Origin of the sequence: Bacillus sp. XF8 (assembly GCF_017498755.1) — a bacterium.
Classification (GTDB): Bacteria; Bacillota; Bacilli; order Bacillales; family Bacillaceae_G; genus Bacillus_A; species Bacillus_A bingmayongensis.
Window position 1 is genome coordinate 100,597 of record NZ_JAGDQK010000021.1, and the last position, 17,514, is coordinate 118,110.

The window sequence follows — 17,514 nt, forward strand, 5'->3', positions numbered from 1 at the left end:
TTGACAAACTATCCACTCTCCTCAAATTATTCTTGCTGATATCATTCTCTCCAAGTGGTCTGACCACGAACACTATTACTATAATAATCGAACTAGAGGGAAATTGTCCATTATATTTTCACTACGACATTTTCCTCACCGACTATTTCGCGAAGCGTTCCTAAACATTCCTCACTTGGATGAATTGACAAACTACGAGATAATTGTACCATTTTATGTTCCTTTTCATAATAAATTAGTACTTTCGCAAAACCTGAATAGTGAAACAATATTTTTGTAACCTGATTTAACAACTTTTTTTCATACTGCGATGGCAATTTCACATAAATAGACGCCTCTCTCATTCCATTGTAAATATCCATTTGTTCTAACGGATACACCCCATTCACAATCCATTGCAATTTGTGGTTTCGTTGTTCAATCGTCCCTTCAACTAAAACGATTTCACCTTCTTGCAACCTTTCAGAAAAATGAATATATGTTTCCGGAAAAACAACCGCTTCCATTTCATCATTGTGATCACAAAACGTGACGAACGCCATTTTTTGCAATTTTTTCGTCCGAATGACTTTTACACCTGTTATATAAACAATGGCACGCTGTACTTTTCGCTTTTGCCTCATCGCTTGCGCAAGCGACGGAATTTCCAGTTCTTTTACAAGCTTTGCGTACTGCGCCGTTGGATAACTGGATAAATAAAAGCCAAGCGCTTCTTTCTCATTATTTAATTGTTCAATAAATGATAGCTCTTCTCCTTGTACATATACTGATTTTGGGACACTTTCTTCCCCTAATTCACGCGCAAGGCTTGCATACTCTAGAGCACCCTTAATGCTGTTAAACAAAGTTGTTCGCGAAACTTGAAAATCATCGAAACAGCCAGCCCAAACAAACGCCTCTAAATTGCGTTCTGTAACAAACTTTGCTGGCATACGAAGACAAAATTCAAATAAATCTTGGAATGGATTTCTTTCTCTTTCCTCAATCACCGCATTCACTGTAGCCATCCCGATATTTCGAATCGAAAGCAAACTATAGCGAATTGCATTCCCTTCTATTTGGAAATTGTAACTACTTCTATGAAGAGACGGCGGTAAAACACGAAAACCTTTGCGCTTTGTTTCGCGTATATATTGCACAATCTTATCTTCGTTCCCAATCGCACTTGATAACAGTGCTGTCATAAACTCTAACGGGTAATTTGCCTTTAAATAAGCCAGTTGATATCCGATCATACTATACGCTACCGCATGACTTCGGTTAAAACCGTAATTCGCAAATCTAACAATTAAATCATATATTTGCTCTGCAGATGTTTCATCGTATCCATTTCGTAAACACCCTTGTACAAAATGCTTTCGTTCCTGATCTAAAATCTCACGGTTTTTCTTACTTACTGCACGGCGGAGCAAGTCAGCTTCCCCAAGTGAAAAACCGGCTAATTTCGAGGCGATTTGCATAATTTGCTCTTGGTAGACAATTACACCATATGTGCTCTCTAAAATCGGTTTCAAATCAGGGTGTAAATATTGAATTTGGCGCTTTTCATGTTTCGATTCAATAAAGGTTGGAATTTGCTCCATCGGTCCTGGACGATATAAAGAGTTAACTGCAACAATATCTTCAAACTCATTTGGTTTTAAATTACGTAATACATTCCGCATTCCCCCAGACTCGAGCTGGAATACACCTGTTGTATCTCCTCTTCCGAGTAACTGGAATGTCTTTTCATCTTGAAGAGGTAAATTTCGTATATCAATTTGTTTACCAGTTTTGGTCACAATAAACGAAAGAATATTCTCAAGTAACGTTAAATTACGTAAACCTAAGAAGTCCATTTTTAACAGACCAAGTTCTTCTAACACTTCTGCTGGATATTGCGTTACATATACATCATTATGCCCTTCTTGAATCGCAACGCTTCCCGTTAACGGCTCCTGACTCATAATGACTCCCGCCGCATGAATAGACGTATGACGTGGTAATCCTTCGACGCGCTTCGCAATTTCAAAAACGCGTTCATGCAAGAGATTGCCTTGTATAAATTCACGAAGAGACCCGGATTCTTCATACGCTTCTTTTAGCGTTATCCCAAGTCTTGATGGAATAAGTTTTGAAAATATGTCAATGTCCCTCGGCGGAAGTCCCATTACGCGAGCGATATCCCGAATCGCTGCTTTTGCCGCTAGCGTTCCGAACGTAACAATTTGAGCAACGCGAAGCTGACCATATTTATCTTTTACATAACGAATCATCTCATCACGTCTAATGTCCGGAAAATCAATATCAATATCTGGAAGCGTAACACGTTCTGGATTTAGAAATCGTTCAAACAGCAAGTCGTACTCAATTGGATCGATATCTGTAATTTCTAACACATAAGAAACAAGCGAACCTGCTGCTGAACCACGGCCTGGTCCTGTTAAAATATCATGTTCATGTGCGTATTTCATAAAATCCCAAACAATAAGGAAATAATCGCTAAATCCCATGCGAGAAATAACATCGAGTTCGTGATTTAAGCGCTGATTATGTATCTCTTTTGGCACACCGTAGCGCTTTTTTAATCCATCTTCACAAATGCCACGTAAATAAGCATCACTCGTCTCATTAGATGGCACAGGAAACTTCGGTAATTGATTCACATGAAATGGAATTTCTACACGGCAACGCTCCGCAATTAAAGCTGTATTATGAAGAGCCTCTTCCACATGAGAAAATAAAGCTTCCATTTCAGCCAGTGATTTTAAATAATATTGATCTGTTTTGAGCCTTGGTCTATCTGGATCAGTCATCTTCGTTCCGCTCTGAACAGATAATAAGCACTCGTGCACAAGCGCATCGCTTTGGTTCACATAACGAACATCATTGGTTGCGACGAGTGGTATATTCAACCTACTTATAAATTCCGGTAGCTTTTCTTGTAGAAACAACTCATCTTGAATGGCATGATGCTGCAAACTCATATAAAAGCTGCCAAACATATTTTGATACGCCCTAGCTACTTCTTCAGCAAACTCATCTTTTCCTTGTAACAATAACTGTTCAATTTCCCCATCTTTTCCTGGAGAAATCGCAATCAACCCTTTTGCATAATGAGCAAGCCACTTTTTAGGAATGCCTTCCTTTGACTTCGTCATGATGGTGCTAGAAATTTTCAATAAGTTTTGATAACCTATTTCATTTTCTGCCAGTAATACGAGCGGATATGCCTTCTCTTCTTCCTCACTAAAAATAGAGGCTGTTAATCCAATAATGGGCTGAATTCCATTTTTCTTACAGGCCTTATAAAACGGAATGACTCCATACATAACATTTTCATCTGTGATCGCGAGAGATGAAAATCCAAGCTCTTTCGCCCGAACGACAAGTTCATCAATTTTACAAGCACTTTTTAACAAACTATAAACGGTTTGACATTGTAAATGCACAAACTTCACTGTTGTACCCTCTCTTTATCTATTTGACTACTTTCATTATAGGTGAAGAAGAAAGCGGAAATCAAAACATACTTCTTATACTTTGTCCATATACATGAAAGTGAAAGGGGAATGACGATGGATGTAAGACAATACACTTTTTTCTCTCTTCTTATCATTAGTTACTTTATTGCTTTTGGGGTCATACTTGGTGGTTCTTTAATTGGGGGCATTGGGGCATTTCTTATTGGACAGCCCGCCCTTACTTCAATTAATCAATTCGCACAAAATTTAAGAATTTGGGCACTTGTTGCAGCAATTGGTGGAACTTTTGATACATTTTATAGCTTTGAAAGAAGTTTTTTTGAAGGAGATATGAAAGATATTGTGAAACAAATTTTACTCATATTTTTTGCCACAGGTGGCATGCAAACTGGCCTTATTATTATTAAATGGATTACACAGGAGCATGTATGAGGGTCCCAAACGCTTCCACTTCCAAACGATGGTATTTATTTTTAGGTGGCGCCGCTGTTGGAGGGGTTTTAAGCTGGTTTATTTTTTTGTACATATATGGGGTTTTTCAACAAGAACAAACCAGTAAGATAGAGGAACAAAAGCAAATCATTAGGAAACAAGAAGAAAAGCTTCGTGTTCTTCTTGAAGATCAAGACAAATTAAATAAAGAAAACAAACAGCTATTAACAATTCAAGAAATTAAAATTAAAATTGTAAATGGGGATAAATATGATTTAGACAACCTGACTTTAGAAAACATTACAACTTCCATTCATAATGACTTGCAGCATCTCTTAACCAAAAACATACAAAGCATTGCGCAAAATAAAGAGCTACTAAAAAAAGCAATTGAGAATAAGATATACAAGCATTATGACCGAATATACCACTTTAAAGTTGATACCATTTCCTTTGATACCGTGCTTGAAATCAGTATCAATATAAAACAAGAAAAGTAGCCCTTCTCCTGACCCTTTTTGCTCAGATGAAGGGCTACTTTTTCATATTTTGGCAAGCTGCTAAGATCTAAATTTTCTAGGACCTACAATTAATTTGATTGCTGTTCTTTCTTGATTATCGATAGAAATATCATGAAACGCTGGAACGAGAACTAAGTCAATACCACTAGGAGCTACAAACCCTCTTGCAATGGCAATGGCTTTAATTGCTTGATTTAAAGCACCAGCTCCAATCACTTGAATTTCTACATTACCGTTTGCTCTTAATACCCCTGCAATTGCACCGGCAACTGAATTGGGACTTGATTTTGACGATACCTTTAATATATTTTCCATATAAGTTGTTGCTCCCTCTGTTATTTGATGGCCTTTTTTGTTACTGACTGGAATGTAATTAACGTATCTTTAACTAATATTCATACCTAAAGCAAACAGCACTATTAACTATACTCATTCGATATTTTTTGAATTCTTCCTGCCTATCTGTCTAAATACAAAAAGATGACTAAATTTAAGATTTAGTCATCTTTTTACCTATCGCATCCTGGTTCACACCAATGTATCGTAATATAACTCTTTCAGATGAATGGTTACATATCTACATAAGCAATACACTATTCTTTGTTTGCCTGTACATGTGATATCCAATCAATACGTTATTTTACTCATTTCACATTGTACTTATGATGTATAAAAGGATTATTTTGTTTAAATCGAGCTTAATTTAACTCAACATTTGTCAACATGCTGAAAAAAGTAGAGCTTAAGCTCTACTTTTCTTATTTTTTAATACAGCTATATTTACTTACAAATCTCACGTAAATCTGCAAATAGACGATCTGCTTCTTCCCAAGAAGATGCTTTCGCTCCAGAAGCCATCGGATGACCCCCGCCATTATATTGCATCGCTAATTTATTAATTACAGGCCCTTTTGAACGAAGACGAACGCGAATAACGTCTTCCTCCTCTAAAAATAGAACCCATGCTTTTAATCCATCAATATTACCAAGCGCTCCAACAACACCAGATGCCTCTGAAGGAAGTACCTCAAACTCTTCTAGCACTTCTTTTGTCAGCTTAATATAAGCTGCTCCTTCTTCCGTCATCGTAAAGTTTTGTAAAATGAATCCATTTAAACGAGCGATTTTTTCTTTCGTTTTATACATTTCATTATATAATGCCGGAAACTCAACGCCCATTTCTACAAGCTCACCTGCATAACGAAGTGTTCTTGCAGACGTATTCGGGAATAAGAAGCGCCCTGTATCTCCAACAATCCCAGCTAAAATGAGTCGCGCCGCTTCTTTTGTAATTGTTAAACCTTTATCTTTTCCATAAGAATAAAACTCATAGATGAGCTCACTTGTAGAACTTGCTGTCGTATCCACCCAGGTAATGTCTCCGTATGGATCTTCATTTGGATGATGATCGATTTTAATGAGCATCTTCCCTTTCGTATAACGCTGATCACAAACGCGCTCTTGGTTCGCTGTATCACAAACGATAACAAGCGCATTTTCATAAGTCTCATCATCAATTTCATCCATTACTCGTAAATAAGATAATGAAGGTTCATTGTATCCGACCATATAAATCTTTTTCTCTGGAAATGATTCTTGAAGAATTGTTCCAAGGCCACACTGAGAACCTAATGCATCTGGATCTGGACGCACATGGCGGTGAATAATAATCGTATCAAACTCTTTAATCGCTGCTAAAATTTGCTCATGCATATGTATAGTCTCCTTTTTATTGATTTCTACCCCTGTAATCAATTTTCTCACTTTATTCTCCATTATAACTGAAAATATTTTATCCATGTGGACAATTGCTTTATAATAATAGTAAGAAAGTTCCGATAACGTTTTTTTATTTTCTTCACTAACCTTTAATGCGTGGAGAAACATTACATACAAAATGATGGGGGATTGTATTATGCCAGTATTAGTCTTTTGTATTATCATCTCGTTTATGTTGTATCTTTTCTATAAAACAAAATATTTTCGTACAAATCGTCCAATGGAAAAAGGATGGCTTGCTGGAAAATCCGGGGTGGCACTTGGCGTATTCGTTGCGTTATTTGGTGCAAACCAATTTTTCTTAGATCTCTCCACCGCACGTATCGTTGTCGGCATTTTATTTATCTTATTTGGCAGCGTAAGTATTTTCAATGGATTTCGTCAGTATAAACATTTCTCGCCTCTTGCAGTCGAAGAAGCAGAAGTATACAAAATGATGTGACACGTACAAAAAAGCATCAGCATTTACGCTGATGCTTTTTTACGATTCTTTATTTTTAAAATCATATATGCAACAAGTGCAGGTGGGATGTTAAAAGGATTTCCTTGCACATGAAAATGTAATTGCTCTTCTTCAAAAGACATATTTTTATACAACTCTTGTTGTGAACGTCTCGTTCTTTGTCTTTGTTCATTTAATCCTTCAATGTAAAGATACTGAATAGGTATCATGACAAGAAAATAAAACAATGCAACACCGCCAAAAAAGAGTAACTCTGATGACATATGGAACACCATCCTTTTTTCTTTTTATATACAAATTATCTGATAACTTAATTATACCACGATTCAATTACCAAATGAAGGGAATTACTATTAAATTGATTATCCCTATCTCATTATTATTATATTTATACAAAAGAGCTGAATGAATCTCCCTCTAAAAAAGGGTTCTCCATTCAGCTCTTTTCCATACTTATCGATCAATCAACTGCACCATTAATAGTGCTTTCCCAACAACTTCTCCTCCGTGACGCACTTCCACATCTACCTTTCCAAATTTACGACCGATTTCTAACACCTTAGGATGTACAGAAACAACATTATCGATTTGAACCGGCTTTACAAAATAAATTGTTAAATTCTCGACAATCGAATCACTTTTTTTCTGCGCGCGGATGGCACGATTCGTTGCTTCTGTGACGACGGTTGTAAATACACCATATGATAATGTTCCAAATGAACTCGTCATTTGTGGCGTCACAGAAAATTGATAACTGTGTTCGTTCTTTGCTTCTTTCGGAGTCACAAATTGATTTGTGACGATATCCTCAATTGTCTCCCCAACTTGCGGTTGACGTTGAATCATTTGCAGCGCCTGTAGTACATCCTGACGGCTAATAATCCCTTGTAGATGGTTGCTTTCATCGACAACAGGAAGAAGCTCAATCCCTTCCCATACCATCATGCGCGCTGCCGCTGCAACAGACATTTTCCCATTCACTGTAATTGGCTGCTTTGTCATAACCTTTTCAATTGGTGTTTCTTTTGCAATGCCAATCATATCTTTTGAAGTAACAATCCCTAATACCTTTTTATTTTCATCTACAATTGGATAACGTCCATGCATCGTTTCTTCATTATACGCATGCCATTGTGCTACTCTATCACTAGGTTTTAAATATAACGTTTCTTCAATTGGCGTTAAAATATCTTCAACGAGTACAATTTCCTTTTTGATAAGCTGATCATAAATAGCACGGTTAATAAGCGTTGCCACAGTGAACGTATCATAGCTACTTGAAATAATCGGCAACTTTAATTCATCTGCTAATTTTTTCACATGCTCTTCTGTATCGAACCCACCTGTAATCAATACTGCCGCGCCTGCCTCTAGAGCTAGTTGGTGTGCATTCGTACGGTTGCCGATAATCAGCAAGTTCCCCGCCTCTGTATAACGCATCATCGCTTCTAATTTCATGGCCCCAATCACGAATTTATTTAATGTTTTATGTAACCCTTCTCTCCCCCCAAGTACTTGGCCATCAACGATATTGACTACTTCTGCATATGTTAGTTTTTCAATGTTTTCTTTTTTCTTTTGTTCAATTCGAATCGTTCCGACACGTTCAATCGTACTAACATACCCTTTATTTTCTGCATCTTTAATCGCCCGATATGCTGTTCCTTCACTTACACCCAAATCTTTTGCAATTTGGCGCACAGAGATTTTATGCCCTACCGGCAGGTTATTAATATGTTCTAAAATTTGATTATGTTTGGTAGCCAAATGGTTTCACCATACTTTCTTTTCCCTAAATTCTTCATGTGTTGTATTTTTAGTATACTATATTTCCGAAACTGTTACACTGTCTCTTTATATATCTGTACTATTTTCTTTATAACAAAATGACCCTTACATTCCATCGGTCACATTCTTACAACAGTGTAATGCTATTGTCATCTCATTCGATAGTTTGTCCATCATTTCAAATGTACAATAAAGACAAGAAATCAAACAAAGGAGCGAATGAAAATGAAAAAATTTCTAGAAGTTGTAGGTGCTGTATTTTTAGCTTTCGTTGATGGAAAAAAGGTTGCAATAGAATTAAATGAGGCACCAGAACAAACATTGCCAAAGACAAAAGAAACACCAAAACATGCACATACTTTCAAGCCTGTATTACACACGTAAAAAAACCTTCACTTGTCTTTTCAAATGAAGGGTTTTTATCTTACAGTGTAATACTTTCTCCAGCTTCTAATACCTTACCTATACTACTTGTTAGTTTTTGGACAAAAATGTGCGGATCTTGTTCAATCACTGGAAACGTATTATAGTGCATTGGCACAACTGTTTTTGCTCCAATCCATTCCGCAGCTAACACCGCATCCTCTGGTCCCATTGTAAAATTATCACCAATTGGTAAAAATGCTAAATCGATATCGTTAAGAGAACCGATTAACTTCATATCAGAAAATAAAGCGGTATCTCCCGCATGATACACTGTTTTTTCTTCTGCCGTAAATAAAATTCCAGCTGGCATTCCTGTATATGTAATCATCTGATTTTCTTCATCAATATAACTAGACCCATGGAATGCTTGTGTAAATTTTACTTTTCCAAAATCAAATACATGTGATCCACCGATATGCATCGGATGCGTATTCACACCTTGCCATCCTAAAAATGTTGCCAGTTCAAACGGTGCCACAACAACTGCATTATTTTTCTTCGCAAGCGCTACTGTATCGTCAACATGATCACCATGACCGTGCGATAAAATAATTACGTCTACCTTGACTTCTTCAGCCTTTAAATCTGTTTTCGGATTACCTGTTAAAAATGGATCAATTAAGATAACCTTCCCATTCGTTTCAATCTTTACAACTGAATGCCCGTGATAAGATACTTCCATTGTTACATTCCTCCCTTATTCACATTCACACCTTTTATTCTACATGATTTCACAATTTCCTGTCTTTTCAAACAGCGATTTGCTTGTCATAACGCTTTCATCCGATGTAAAGTAATACATGTAACTGAAATCTCGGAGGTGCCAATCTATGAATACTAGATTAGAAAACTTAATGCAATGGCTACAAGAACAAAACGTGGAAGCTGCATTTTTAACTTCTACACCAAACGTCTTCTATATGACAAACTTCCATTGCGAACCACACGAAAGACTACTCGGTCTATTTGTATTCCAAGAAAAAGAACCAATTTTAATCTGTCCTAAAATGGAAGAAGGCCAAGCTAGAAACGCTGGCTGGGCGCACGAAATTATCGGATTCACCGATACAGACAAACCATGGGATATGATTGCAAAAGCAATTCAAGATCGCGGTATCGATGCAAGTGCAGTAGCAATTGAAAAAGAACACTTAAATGTAGAGCGCTATGAAGAATTAACAAAATTATTCCCAAAAGCTTCTTTCAAATCTGCGGAAGAAAAAGTACGCGAACTTCGTTTAATTAAAGACGAAAAAGAACTTTCTATTTTACGCCAAGCAGCTTACATGGCAGACTACGCTGTTGGAATTGGTGTAGAAGCAATTAAAGAAGATCGCAGTGAATTAGAAGTATTAGCAATCATCGAGCATGAATTAAAGAAAAAAGGCATACATAAAATGTCCTTTGACACAATGGTATTAGCAGGCGCAAATTCTGCCTTGCCACACGGTATTCCAGGAGCAAACAAAATGAAGCGCGGTGACTTCGTACTGTTTGACTTAGGCGTAATCATTGACGGTTATTGCTCTGACATTACACGTACAGTCGCATTTGGCGATATTTCAGAAGAACAAACACGCATTTACAACACTGTATTAGCTGGCCAATTACAAGCTGTCGAATCATGCAAACCAGGTGTTACACTTGGCGAAATCGACAATGCTGCTCGCTCTGTTATCGCAGATGCAGGTTACGGAGAATTCTTCCCGCATCGCCTTGGTCACGGGCTTGGAATTAGCGTACACGAATATCCAGATGTAAAAGAAGGCAACGAATCATCATTAAAAGAAGGTATGGTCTTCACAATTGAACCAGGTATTTACGTACCAAACGTAGGTGGCGTTCGTATTGAAGATGATATTTATATTACAAAAGATGGATCAGAAATTTTAACGAAATTCCCAAAAGAATTACAGTTTGTGAAATAAGAAAGAAGGTAGCGACTGCGCTACCTTTTTTAAATCTCATTTTTCTCTACTATCTCAAACTTATTAACAATCATTTTTGCCGGATAACTTTCAAGTATCTGAGAAGACCATACTTTTATTTTATATCCTGATTTTAACTTTCCATATGCAATTTCATCGTTAAAATTTAGAATCGTATCTGCTGGGATGTCCATATGTAGGTGTTGATCTATATAACTCTGTAACTCTTCTATCGTTTCGAATTTTTTATTCATGATGAAATATACAGTCTTATTTTTCACCATAACGTATCCTTCCATAGCACCTTTTTCTGTTTGTTGATGTACATTCGCTGGTTCATTTTCAATTTGCTCATTACGCGTACATGCTGGTAACATTACGAAAGAAACGACAAGTAAAACATATATACACAACATCAATGTGTTTCTCTTCATCCCATGCCCCCATTCTAGAAATTGTAATAATTAATCCCATTTTTAATATTTTTTGAAATCCTTAATACAAAGTATGTATTACTTGTATATTCTCTGTTTCTATCATAATATTTAAATACAGAATTTTCCGAATGATAAAGGAGAGATTGCATGCAACAACTTCAAAAACAATTAGAAGAAATAAAAGCTAATCATTACGTCATAGATTCCACTATAGATATTGATAATTTAAGTTCAAAAATGCTCCAACATATCGGCGCACCCGATGGCTACTTACGGGATAAATTAATCTACACGACCTTTTTCCAGCTCATTAAGAATGACCATATCCCAAACACACAATTACAACAATTATTGTCCCAAAGCATAGGCGAACAATATCTATTTTACAAAATTGCTACAGACGATAAGGACGCTGTATTTACTCGGGCGTTTACAACATTATTAATCGCTTTAATTTTAAGTTCCGATATAAAACATAATTTCTTATCACAACCTGACATACTAGAGATAAAAGACAAATTAATTTTATATATGAAAAAAGAGCATGATTTTCGCGGTTACGTAAATGATCGAGGCTGGGCTCATAGTATCGCCCATGTTTCCGATACATTCGATGAGCTCATTAAAAACCCGAAGCTTAGTGCTGAACATTATCCAGAAATACTACAAACCTTGTTAGAAAAAGTCAGTGTCCATACAATGTATTATAAGTACGAAGAAGATGAACGAATTATCTACCCTATCGTCGCTATGCTGCAAAATGGTTTAGATGAAAAAGAACTCATTGTAGCCTTACATTCTTTAGTACATCAAATGCAAGCTCAAAAAACAGAACTATCTATCGTACCTTATGAAACGTTGTATGGAAATGTAAAATCATTCTTTCGAAGCTTATTCTTTAGATTAAGGGCCTTATCCATATGTAAAGAAGCGGAGAAACAAATTGAAATGTTATTAAAAGAGCTAAACAGATACTACTAAAAAGAAGGCCACTCAAAAAGTGCCTTCTTTCATCTCACTAATATTCACTTGAAAATTCACAATCCAAACCGAGAAAAGGTGTACAAAAATCGAGATAGCCATACAAGTCCCGCTAAAAAAAGTTAAAATTGGGTGCGAGTATGAATGCTCTAAATAATAAGACGCTCCAACGAAAAACAGTGTTATATAAATGTAGATTGCTCCATGTATTTGCTTCATATAAGCCCCCTTTTCCCATATTATAACATAAATTTTCTAACTATTCCTATTAATCTGTATTAACTATTGTTTCTCAACTGTTACACCTCTTACAGTTACTTTTATATAAGAAGCTCCTTGTAACTGTTGTAATTCTTCTGTCTTCCCTGTAACGACTACGCCGTAGATTGGTAGGTCTTTTGGTGGTGTATTTTTAATTTTTTTATAATATTGATTAAAATAATCGTTTGGTATACCCTCACTATTCTCTGCTAAATACTTCATTTTATCCAGAAACTCTGTTGAGTTCCTCGTTAAATCATTTTTAATATTTTCTTGAGCTTTTGCATAACCCCCTTCAAAACCAAATACATTTATAACCATTACAGCATTTAATACCGCACCACTCTTAGCTTTGGATTTTTCTATTAATAATGATTCAAACGTATCATGGCTCATTTTGCTCTCCCTTCTACACACTCAACGTTTGAGAGCTTGAAATGTATACAGTAATTACAAAAAAATTCCTGCAAATAAAAAAGCACACCTATTTTGATGCGCTTCTTCCATTACATACAAAGAATACTATTCTATTATTTCATGGCCTCTTTGACAACATCTTGAATCATAACGACTTCCGTTTTCATATCGATAGCAGGCGCTTCCTCATCAATACATTCATACCAAAATTCTAGATGTTTTTTATCAATTTCATGGCGAGAAGCTTCGACAGCTATCCCACCTTCTCCTTGGACAGAATACCAATACAAATATTCTTCTCCATCTCTTATTTCCCGGAAAATTGTCTCGACATACATTTTCTCGTCGTCTAATGTCAAAAGTACCTCTTTCATATGATCATTTAAAAGCTTCATCCATTCATCAACGCGTTGACTTTTTCCTGGCTTCACTTTGAATCTTGTTAATTCGACGTTCATCGTTTATCCCTCTACCTTCTTACGTACATATAAAACGTATTCCACCGGATGATCAAAACCTAGTTTATTAGCTAATTTTTGTGAAGGAATGTTATCTATATTACAATCCCAGCACGGCGTAATACCATTTTGTATGCAATGTTCTATAAAATAAGTTGCGACTAATCTTGCTAGTCCCTTTCCTTGATGGTCTGGGTGAGTTGCAATATCAATTTCAGCAAAACTATTACTTCTAAAAATTGAAACACATTCAGCAACTACCTTTTGATCTTGCAGAATACAAAATCCAAAACCATGGTTCAAAAACGCTTCTGTAAATCCCCAATACTCTTTAAAATATTGCTCCGTAAACTCAGTACTTTTTCCGATTATGTTTCTATCAATCCGCATAACCTTGTATGTAGAATCATCTAATTCGCTTTTTCTATCTTCAAAGATATCCCTCTGAAATAGAAATTTTTTCCGAGGAATTTTCCGAAAAGAATCATTGAAATGATTTTCAATAATAGTCTCCCAATCTATGCTGGACACAAATAATGTGAATCGTTTCTCTGTTGTTAAAACATTATTTTCAATGTAAGAAATCAAAGTACATTGAAATTCCTGATCATATGTATCCCCAAACAGATAGTAAATACCATTAGCAGTCATAATCAATCCTGCTGTTAATCTCTCATTTACAAAAATTTCACCATCTATTATTCGAGTGCATACTGCATAAGCAAAAGTAGCTGTCTGTTTATTCTCTTCTAAAACTGAAAGAACCTTATGATATTCTGTTAAAGCTAACTTTCTCATACATTCTCCACAATAACCGTATCCGCATCTAAGTTTTCGAAGCAAAGATTAACAGTGCGATTAAGTGCCCTTGTGCGGTGAACAGTACCTGCTGGAATTAAAATAGAATCGTTCGGTTTTAGTATAACGGTATCCTTATCTTGAAAATCAATTAGTAGCTCTCCCTCTAACACAATAAATAGCTCATCTGAATTCGAGTGAAAGTGCCAATCATATTCCCCCGTAAACACAGCAATTCGTAAACAATGATTATTAATATTTGAGACAACAAAATTTTTGTGCTGCTCTGTAATATCTTTGGTAAGTTCTAAAAGATTCACTTTCTCCATCGTTCTTCTCATCCCCTAGTTATTAACTACTTTCCCCAAAACCATCCAAGTGCAATAATAGTCATACAACCCCAAAAGCCTATCGTTCCAAAATCAATATCTTTTTCCTGTTTCTTCTGGTTCTTTTGCTAGATTCGTCGCTACGTACCCTTTCTAGAATTTACGATTCCATTCTCATACTTTCATTTCTTACAAACTATTTTTCATTAGCAACCTCTTTCAAAGTTACCCAAACCATTCTAAATACTAAAATATTTCAAAGTAAATTGCTTTCAGTTTTAATCTCCGCCGCCTCCGCAATCTCCACCCCCACTATCGCTTGCACTACTGCAATCATTATCGCTATAGTTTACAAATCCACTTGATGAATTGGAGGAATAAGAAGAATATTTCTTTTTCGACTTTCTCTTCTTATCTTTTTCACTTTCACGGCTTGGCCATACTTTATCAAACACCACAAAAAACATACCAATTGGTATCAAAAAAGCAATCCACTGTAAGATGTCTTCCAAAAATTCAGGGGTTATTTCTAACTGATAAAATATACCTAATAGATATATAGATAAAATCACATATAAAATCATACTGATATATCGAGCTATTTTCTCTATACGAAGAGCCAACTTCTTTTGAAATGGTATATTCTGTTCCTGCTTTTTCTTTATATATTTCTGTCTTCTTATTTGTTTTTTCTTACTACTTTTTCTCCCCATGACATCCCCTCTTTTATTTTCCTTACGCATACAATTACAAACTATCACAAGAGGGATCTCATTAACAAGAAGAAAATTCCAATTTTGAGATTTTCAAAATAAAAAGATACTCTCTAATCCCCCCTATTGTGAGTAAAACTAAAGAGTATCTCATTTCTCCCACCTCAAAGCTAAGCAAAAACCCAAATAGTAGCTAAAGGATAGGTTAATTGTAAAAGACTGATTGCCAATGCAATAGTAGTGTTTCCTTTACATTTTGTAATGTTTTATATACTTTTCGTAAAGTTATATTTATAAATTACCTAAAATTGGTTATTATAAATGTAATAAATTTACACAAAGGAGATATAGTGGATTTGGTTACAAATAAAGTAAAACAATTCCGCGTTGTTAGAGACATCACCCAAGAGCAACTTGCTTCCGCTGTTAACATCACCAGCCAATCCCTCATCGCCATTGAGAAGAACAAATACAACCCCAGCTTAGAATTAGCCTTAAAATTATGTGAGTTTTTTGATTGTAAAGTAGAAGATTTATTTCAATTAGATAAAACTGGGGAGGAGTAATCATGAAAGAGTTTTTCGGGAAAAATATTTTATCATATATTGTCATTTTAATAGTAGGGGCTACATTAATTTTTTTTGATACCAATGGAGGATGGAATTTCAACAATTATAAAGAAGGTCTTCACAGTGTCCTTATATTTTGTGGAGGTTTTATAGCTTTCTCATTCTTAATAGCAATATTTAAAGGCTTTAAGAAAAAGAAAAAAGAATCCGAACAGTATCCATTACCTGCGATGGACGAAAGAATTGAAAAGATGACTTTAAAATTTATGGCTCAAGTCTTTGGGCTTTCTCATTTTATCGCTTTTGTGATTCTCCTTATTTTGTATATAGGCAAACAACAAACGATCTCGGTCGATTATGTTCTATATTACGTGTTTGGAGTTCTATTCTTTACAATGTTTTTCGGCTTAAACATTGTAAAGAAACTAGATTAATAAGTGACGAAAAGAAAACAACTCTTCAACAAAATTAGAACAAAAAGCAAATCCTGATTGATAGAAAGCATCCTATTTATGTTCCACAGTCAAATACAAAAAGACCCTCCTTATACAAAGAGGGTCTCACAATCATTTCTATTATGATAAAGCAGGAGCTTTTTCAAGAAGCTCTTTCGCATCGGCATATTGTAAACCATGTGCTTCTGCAACTGCTTCGAATGTTACATAGCCATCTAATGTGTTAATACCTTTTAATAATGCAGAGTTGCCTAGGCAAGCTTGTTTGTAGCCTTTGTTTGCAATTTGTACTGCATATGGTACTGTTACGTTTGTTAATGCAAGAGTTGATGTACGCGGAACGGCACCAGGCATGTTTGCAACTGCATAATGAACAACGCCGTGTTTTTCATAAGTTGGGTTATCATGAGTTGTAATGCGGTCAGTTGTTTCGAAAATACCACCTTGGTCAATCGCGATATCTACTACAACAGAACCTGGTTCCATTGATTTAATCATTTCTTCTGTTACAAGTTTTGGCGCTTTTGCACCTGGAATTAAAACGGCGCCGATTACAAGATCAGATTCCTTTACAGCTTGTGCAATGTTGTATGGATTAGACATTAAAGTTTTCACTTGGTTACCGAAAATATCATCTAATTGACGAAGACGTTCTGCACTTAAGTCAATAATTGTTACATCAGCACCTAAACCTACTGCAATTTTCGCTGCATTTGTACCAGCTTGGCCACCACCGATAATTGTTACTTTACCGCGTTTTACCCCTGGAACGCCTGCAAGTAAAATACCTTTGCCGCCTTTTGTTTTTTCAAGGAATTGTGCACCAATTTGCGCTGACATACGACCCGCTACTTCACTCATAGGTGCAAGTAGTGGTAAAGAACGATTGTCTAATTGTACTGTTTCATATGCAATTGATACCACTTTGTTATCAATTAAAGCTTTTGTTAATTCTGGTTCTGGAGCTAAATGTAAGTATGTGAATAAAATTAAACCTTCGCGGAAATAACCATATTCGCTTTCAATTGGCTCTTTTACCTTCATAACCATATCTTGATTCCATGCTTCTTCAGCAGTTTCAACAAGTTTTGCTCCAGCTTGTACGTATTCTTCATCTGTAAAGCCAGACCCTAAACCTGCACCTTTTTGAACAAAAACTTCATGGCCATTGTGTACTAAATGTACAGCGCCAGCTGGCGTCATTGCCACGCGGTTTTCATTGTTTTTAATTTCTGTTGGAATACCGATACGCATTATTAATTCCCCCTTGAGTTATGAAATGACCCCTGAATCAT

At 35.8% G+C, this 17,514-nt stretch carries 21 protein-coding genes and 2 pseudogenes; 8 read left to right on the top strand and 15 right to left on the bottom strand.

Going from position 1 to position 17,514, the window contains the following annotated elements; all coding sequences use genetic code 11:
- Nucleotides 1–110: 110 nt before the first annotated feature.
- Nucleotides 111–3,440, bottom strand: coding sequence for a DNA polymerase III subunit alpha (dnaE, locus tag J4P91_RS14675; RefSeq protein WP_207994721.1), 3,330 nt, complete (start codon nucleotides 3,438–3,440; stop codon nucleotides 111–113).
- A 117-nt stretch (nucleotides 3,441–3,557) separates the two neighbouring features.
- On the opposite strand from dnaE, the gene ytrH reads away from it, so the two are divergent.
- A complete protein-coding gene (ytrH, locus tag J4P91_RS14680; RefSeq protein ID WP_017153922.1) occupies nucleotides 3,558–3,896 on the top strand; it encodes a sporulation membrane protein YtrH in 339 nt (112 codons plus the stop codon).
- Nucleotides 3,893–4,396, top strand: coding sequence for a sporulation membrane protein YtrI (gene ytrI / locus J4P91_RS14685; RefSeq protein WP_017153921.1), 504 nt, complete (start codon nucleotides 3,893–3,895; stop codon nucleotides 4,394–4,396). Before ytrH ends, ytrI begins: the two co-directional genes overlap by 4 nt.
- A gap of 60 nt (nucleotides 4,397–4,456) precedes the next feature.
- Here the strand turns inward: ytrI and J4P91_RS14690 are convergent, their stop codons facing one another.
- The 3 genes and pseudogenes from J4P91_RS14690 to J4P91_RS14700 form a co-directional block, all read right to left on the bottom strand.
- Entirely contained in the window at nucleotides 4,457–4,732 is a 276-nt protein-coding gene (locus tag J4P91_RS14690; protein ID WP_017153920.1) for a stage V sporulation protein S, read from the bottom strand.
- A gap of 175 nt (nucleotides 4,733–4,907) precedes the next feature.
- Nucleotides 4,908–5,042: pseudogene (locus J4P91_RS14695) on the bottom strand (site-specific integrase); the annotation flags it as partial.
- A gap of 155 nt (nucleotides 5,043–5,197) precedes the next feature.
- On the bottom strand, nucleotides 5,198–6,130 hold the full coding sequence (locus J4P91_RS14700) for a DHH family phosphoesterase (protein WP_207994722.1): 933 nt from the start codon (nucleotides 6,128–6,130) through the stop codon (nucleotides 5,198–5,200).
- A gap of 202 nt (nucleotides 6,131–6,332) precedes the next feature.
- Here J4P91_RS14700 and J4P91_RS14705 point away from each other — a divergent pair, with 202 nt between their 5' ends.
- On the top strand, nucleotides 6,333–6,638 hold the full coding sequence (locus tag J4P91_RS14705) for a YtpI family protein (protein ID WP_207994723.1): 306 nt from the start codon (nucleotides 6,333–6,335) through the stop codon (nucleotides 6,636–6,638).
- Nucleotides 6,639–6,661: 23 nt separating this feature from the next.
- On the opposite strand, the gene J4P91_RS14710 is transcribed toward J4P91_RS14705, so the two are convergent.
- Nucleotides 6,662–6,922 (bottom strand): DUF3949 domain-containing protein, encoded by a 261-nt coding sequence (locus J4P91_RS14710; protein ID WP_207994724.1) that lies wholly within the window; start codon nucleotides 6,920–6,922, stop codon nucleotides 6,662–6,664.
- Nucleotides 6,923–7,112: 190 nt separating this feature from the next.
- Nucleotides 7,113–8,426: a DRTGG domain-containing protein gene (locus J4P91_RS14715; protein ID WP_017153916.1), complete on the bottom strand. Its 1,314-nt coding sequence runs from the start codon at nucleotides 8,424–8,426 to the stop codon at nucleotides 7,113–7,115.
- A gap of 246 nt (nucleotides 8,427–8,672) precedes the next feature.
- On the opposite strand from J4P91_RS14715, the gene J4P91_RS14720 reads away from it, so the two are divergent.
- Complete coding sequence (locus J4P91_RS14720) at nucleotides 8,673–8,831, top strand: hypothetical protein (RefSeq protein ID WP_207994725.1); 159 nt, start codon at nucleotides 8,673–8,675, stop codon at nucleotides 8,829–8,831.
- A gap of 40 nt (nucleotides 8,832–8,871) precedes the next feature.
- On the opposite strand, the gene J4P91_RS14725 is transcribed toward J4P91_RS14720, so the two are convergent.
- Entirely contained in the window at nucleotides 8,872–9,555 is a 684-nt protein-coding gene (locus J4P91_RS14725; RefSeq protein WP_207994726.1) for a metal-dependent hydrolase, read from the bottom strand.
- Between the two features lie 148 nt (nucleotides 9,556–9,703).
- Between J4P91_RS14725 and pepQ the strand changes: the two genes are divergently transcribed.
- Nucleotides 9,704–10,801, top strand: coding sequence for a Xaa-Pro dipeptidase (pepQ, locus tag J4P91_RS14730; protein WP_207994727.1), 1,098 nt, complete (start codon nucleotides 9,704–9,706; stop codon nucleotides 10,799–10,801).
- 29 nt (nucleotides 10,802–10,830) lie between these two features.
- Here the strand turns inward: pepQ and J4P91_RS14735 are convergent, their stop codons facing one another.
- Nucleotides 10,831–11,235, bottom strand: a complete 405-nt coding sequence (locus J4P91_RS14735) for a DUF3221 domain-containing protein (RefSeq protein WP_207994728.1) — start codon at nucleotides 11,233–11,235, stop codon at nucleotides 10,831–10,833.
- 150 nt (nucleotides 11,236–11,385) lie between these two features.
- On the opposite strand from J4P91_RS14735, the gene J4P91_RS14740 reads away from it, so the two are divergent.
- A complete protein-coding gene (locus J4P91_RS14740) occupies nucleotides 11,386–12,219 on the top strand; it encodes a DUF2785 domain-containing protein (RefSeq protein WP_207994729.1) in 834 nt (277 codons plus the stop codon).
- A 12-nt stretch (nucleotides 12,220–12,231) separates the two neighbouring features.
- On the opposite strand, the gene J4P91_RS14745 is transcribed toward J4P91_RS14740, so the two are convergent.
- From J4P91_RS14745 to J4P91_RS14770, 6 genes and pseudogenes are all read right to left on the bottom strand, one after another.
- Complete coding sequence (locus J4P91_RS14745) at nucleotides 12,232–12,438, bottom strand: hypothetical protein (protein WP_017153910.1); 207 nt, start codon at nucleotides 12,436–12,438, stop codon at nucleotides 12,232–12,234.
- A 63-nt stretch (nucleotides 12,439–12,501) separates the two neighbouring features.
- Nucleotides 12,502–12,828 (bottom strand): annotated as a pseudogene (locus J4P91_RS14750) (anti sigma factor C-terminal domain-containing protein); the annotation flags it as partial.
- Between the two features lie 182 nt (nucleotides 12,829–13,010).
- On the bottom strand, nucleotides 13,011–13,355 hold the full coding sequence (locus tag J4P91_RS14755; RefSeq protein WP_207994730.1) for a DUF6176 family protein: 345 nt from the start codon (nucleotides 13,353–13,355) through the stop codon (nucleotides 13,011–13,013).
- A 3-nt stretch (nucleotides 13,356–13,358) separates the two neighbouring features.
- A complete protein-coding gene (locus J4P91_RS14760) occupies nucleotides 13,359–14,153 on the bottom strand; it encodes a GNAT family N-acetyltransferase (protein ID WP_207994731.1) in 795 nt (264 codons plus the stop codon).
- A complete protein-coding gene (locus J4P91_RS14765; RefSeq protein WP_017153906.1) occupies nucleotides 14,150–14,482 on the bottom strand; it encodes a cupin domain-containing protein in 333 nt (110 codons plus the stop codon). The genes J4P91_RS14760 and J4P91_RS14765 overlap by 4 nt, the downstream gene beginning before the upstream one ends.
- 278 nt (nucleotides 14,483–14,760) lie before the next feature.
- Entirely contained in the window at nucleotides 14,761–15,195 is a 435-nt protein-coding gene (locus J4P91_RS14770) for a hypothetical protein (RefSeq protein WP_207994732.1), read from the bottom strand.
- 308 nt (nucleotides 15,196–15,503) lie between these two features.
- On the opposite strand from J4P91_RS14770, the gene J4P91_RS14775 reads away from it, so the two are divergent.
- Both J4P91_RS14775 and J4P91_RS14780 read left to right on the top strand, forming a co-directional pair.
- A complete protein-coding gene (locus J4P91_RS14775; protein ID WP_207994733.1) occupies nucleotides 15,504–15,761 on the top strand; it encodes a helix-turn-helix transcriptional regulator in 258 nt (85 codons plus the stop codon).
- A gap of 2 nt (nucleotides 15,762–15,763) precedes the next feature.
- Complete coding sequence (locus J4P91_RS14780) at nucleotides 15,764–16,198, top strand: hypothetical protein (protein WP_207994734.1); 435 nt, start codon at nucleotides 15,764–15,766, stop codon at nucleotides 16,196–16,198.
- Nucleotides 16,199–16,339: 141 nt separating this feature from the next.
- Here the strand turns inward: J4P91_RS14780 and ald are convergent, their stop codons facing one another.
- Nucleotides 16,340–17,473, bottom strand: a complete 1,134-nt coding sequence (gene ald, locus J4P91_RS14785; RefSeq protein ID WP_207994735.1) for an alanine dehydrogenase — start codon at nucleotides 17,471–17,473, stop codon at nucleotides 16,340–16,342.
- Nucleotides 17,474–17,514: the final 41 nt, after the last annotated feature.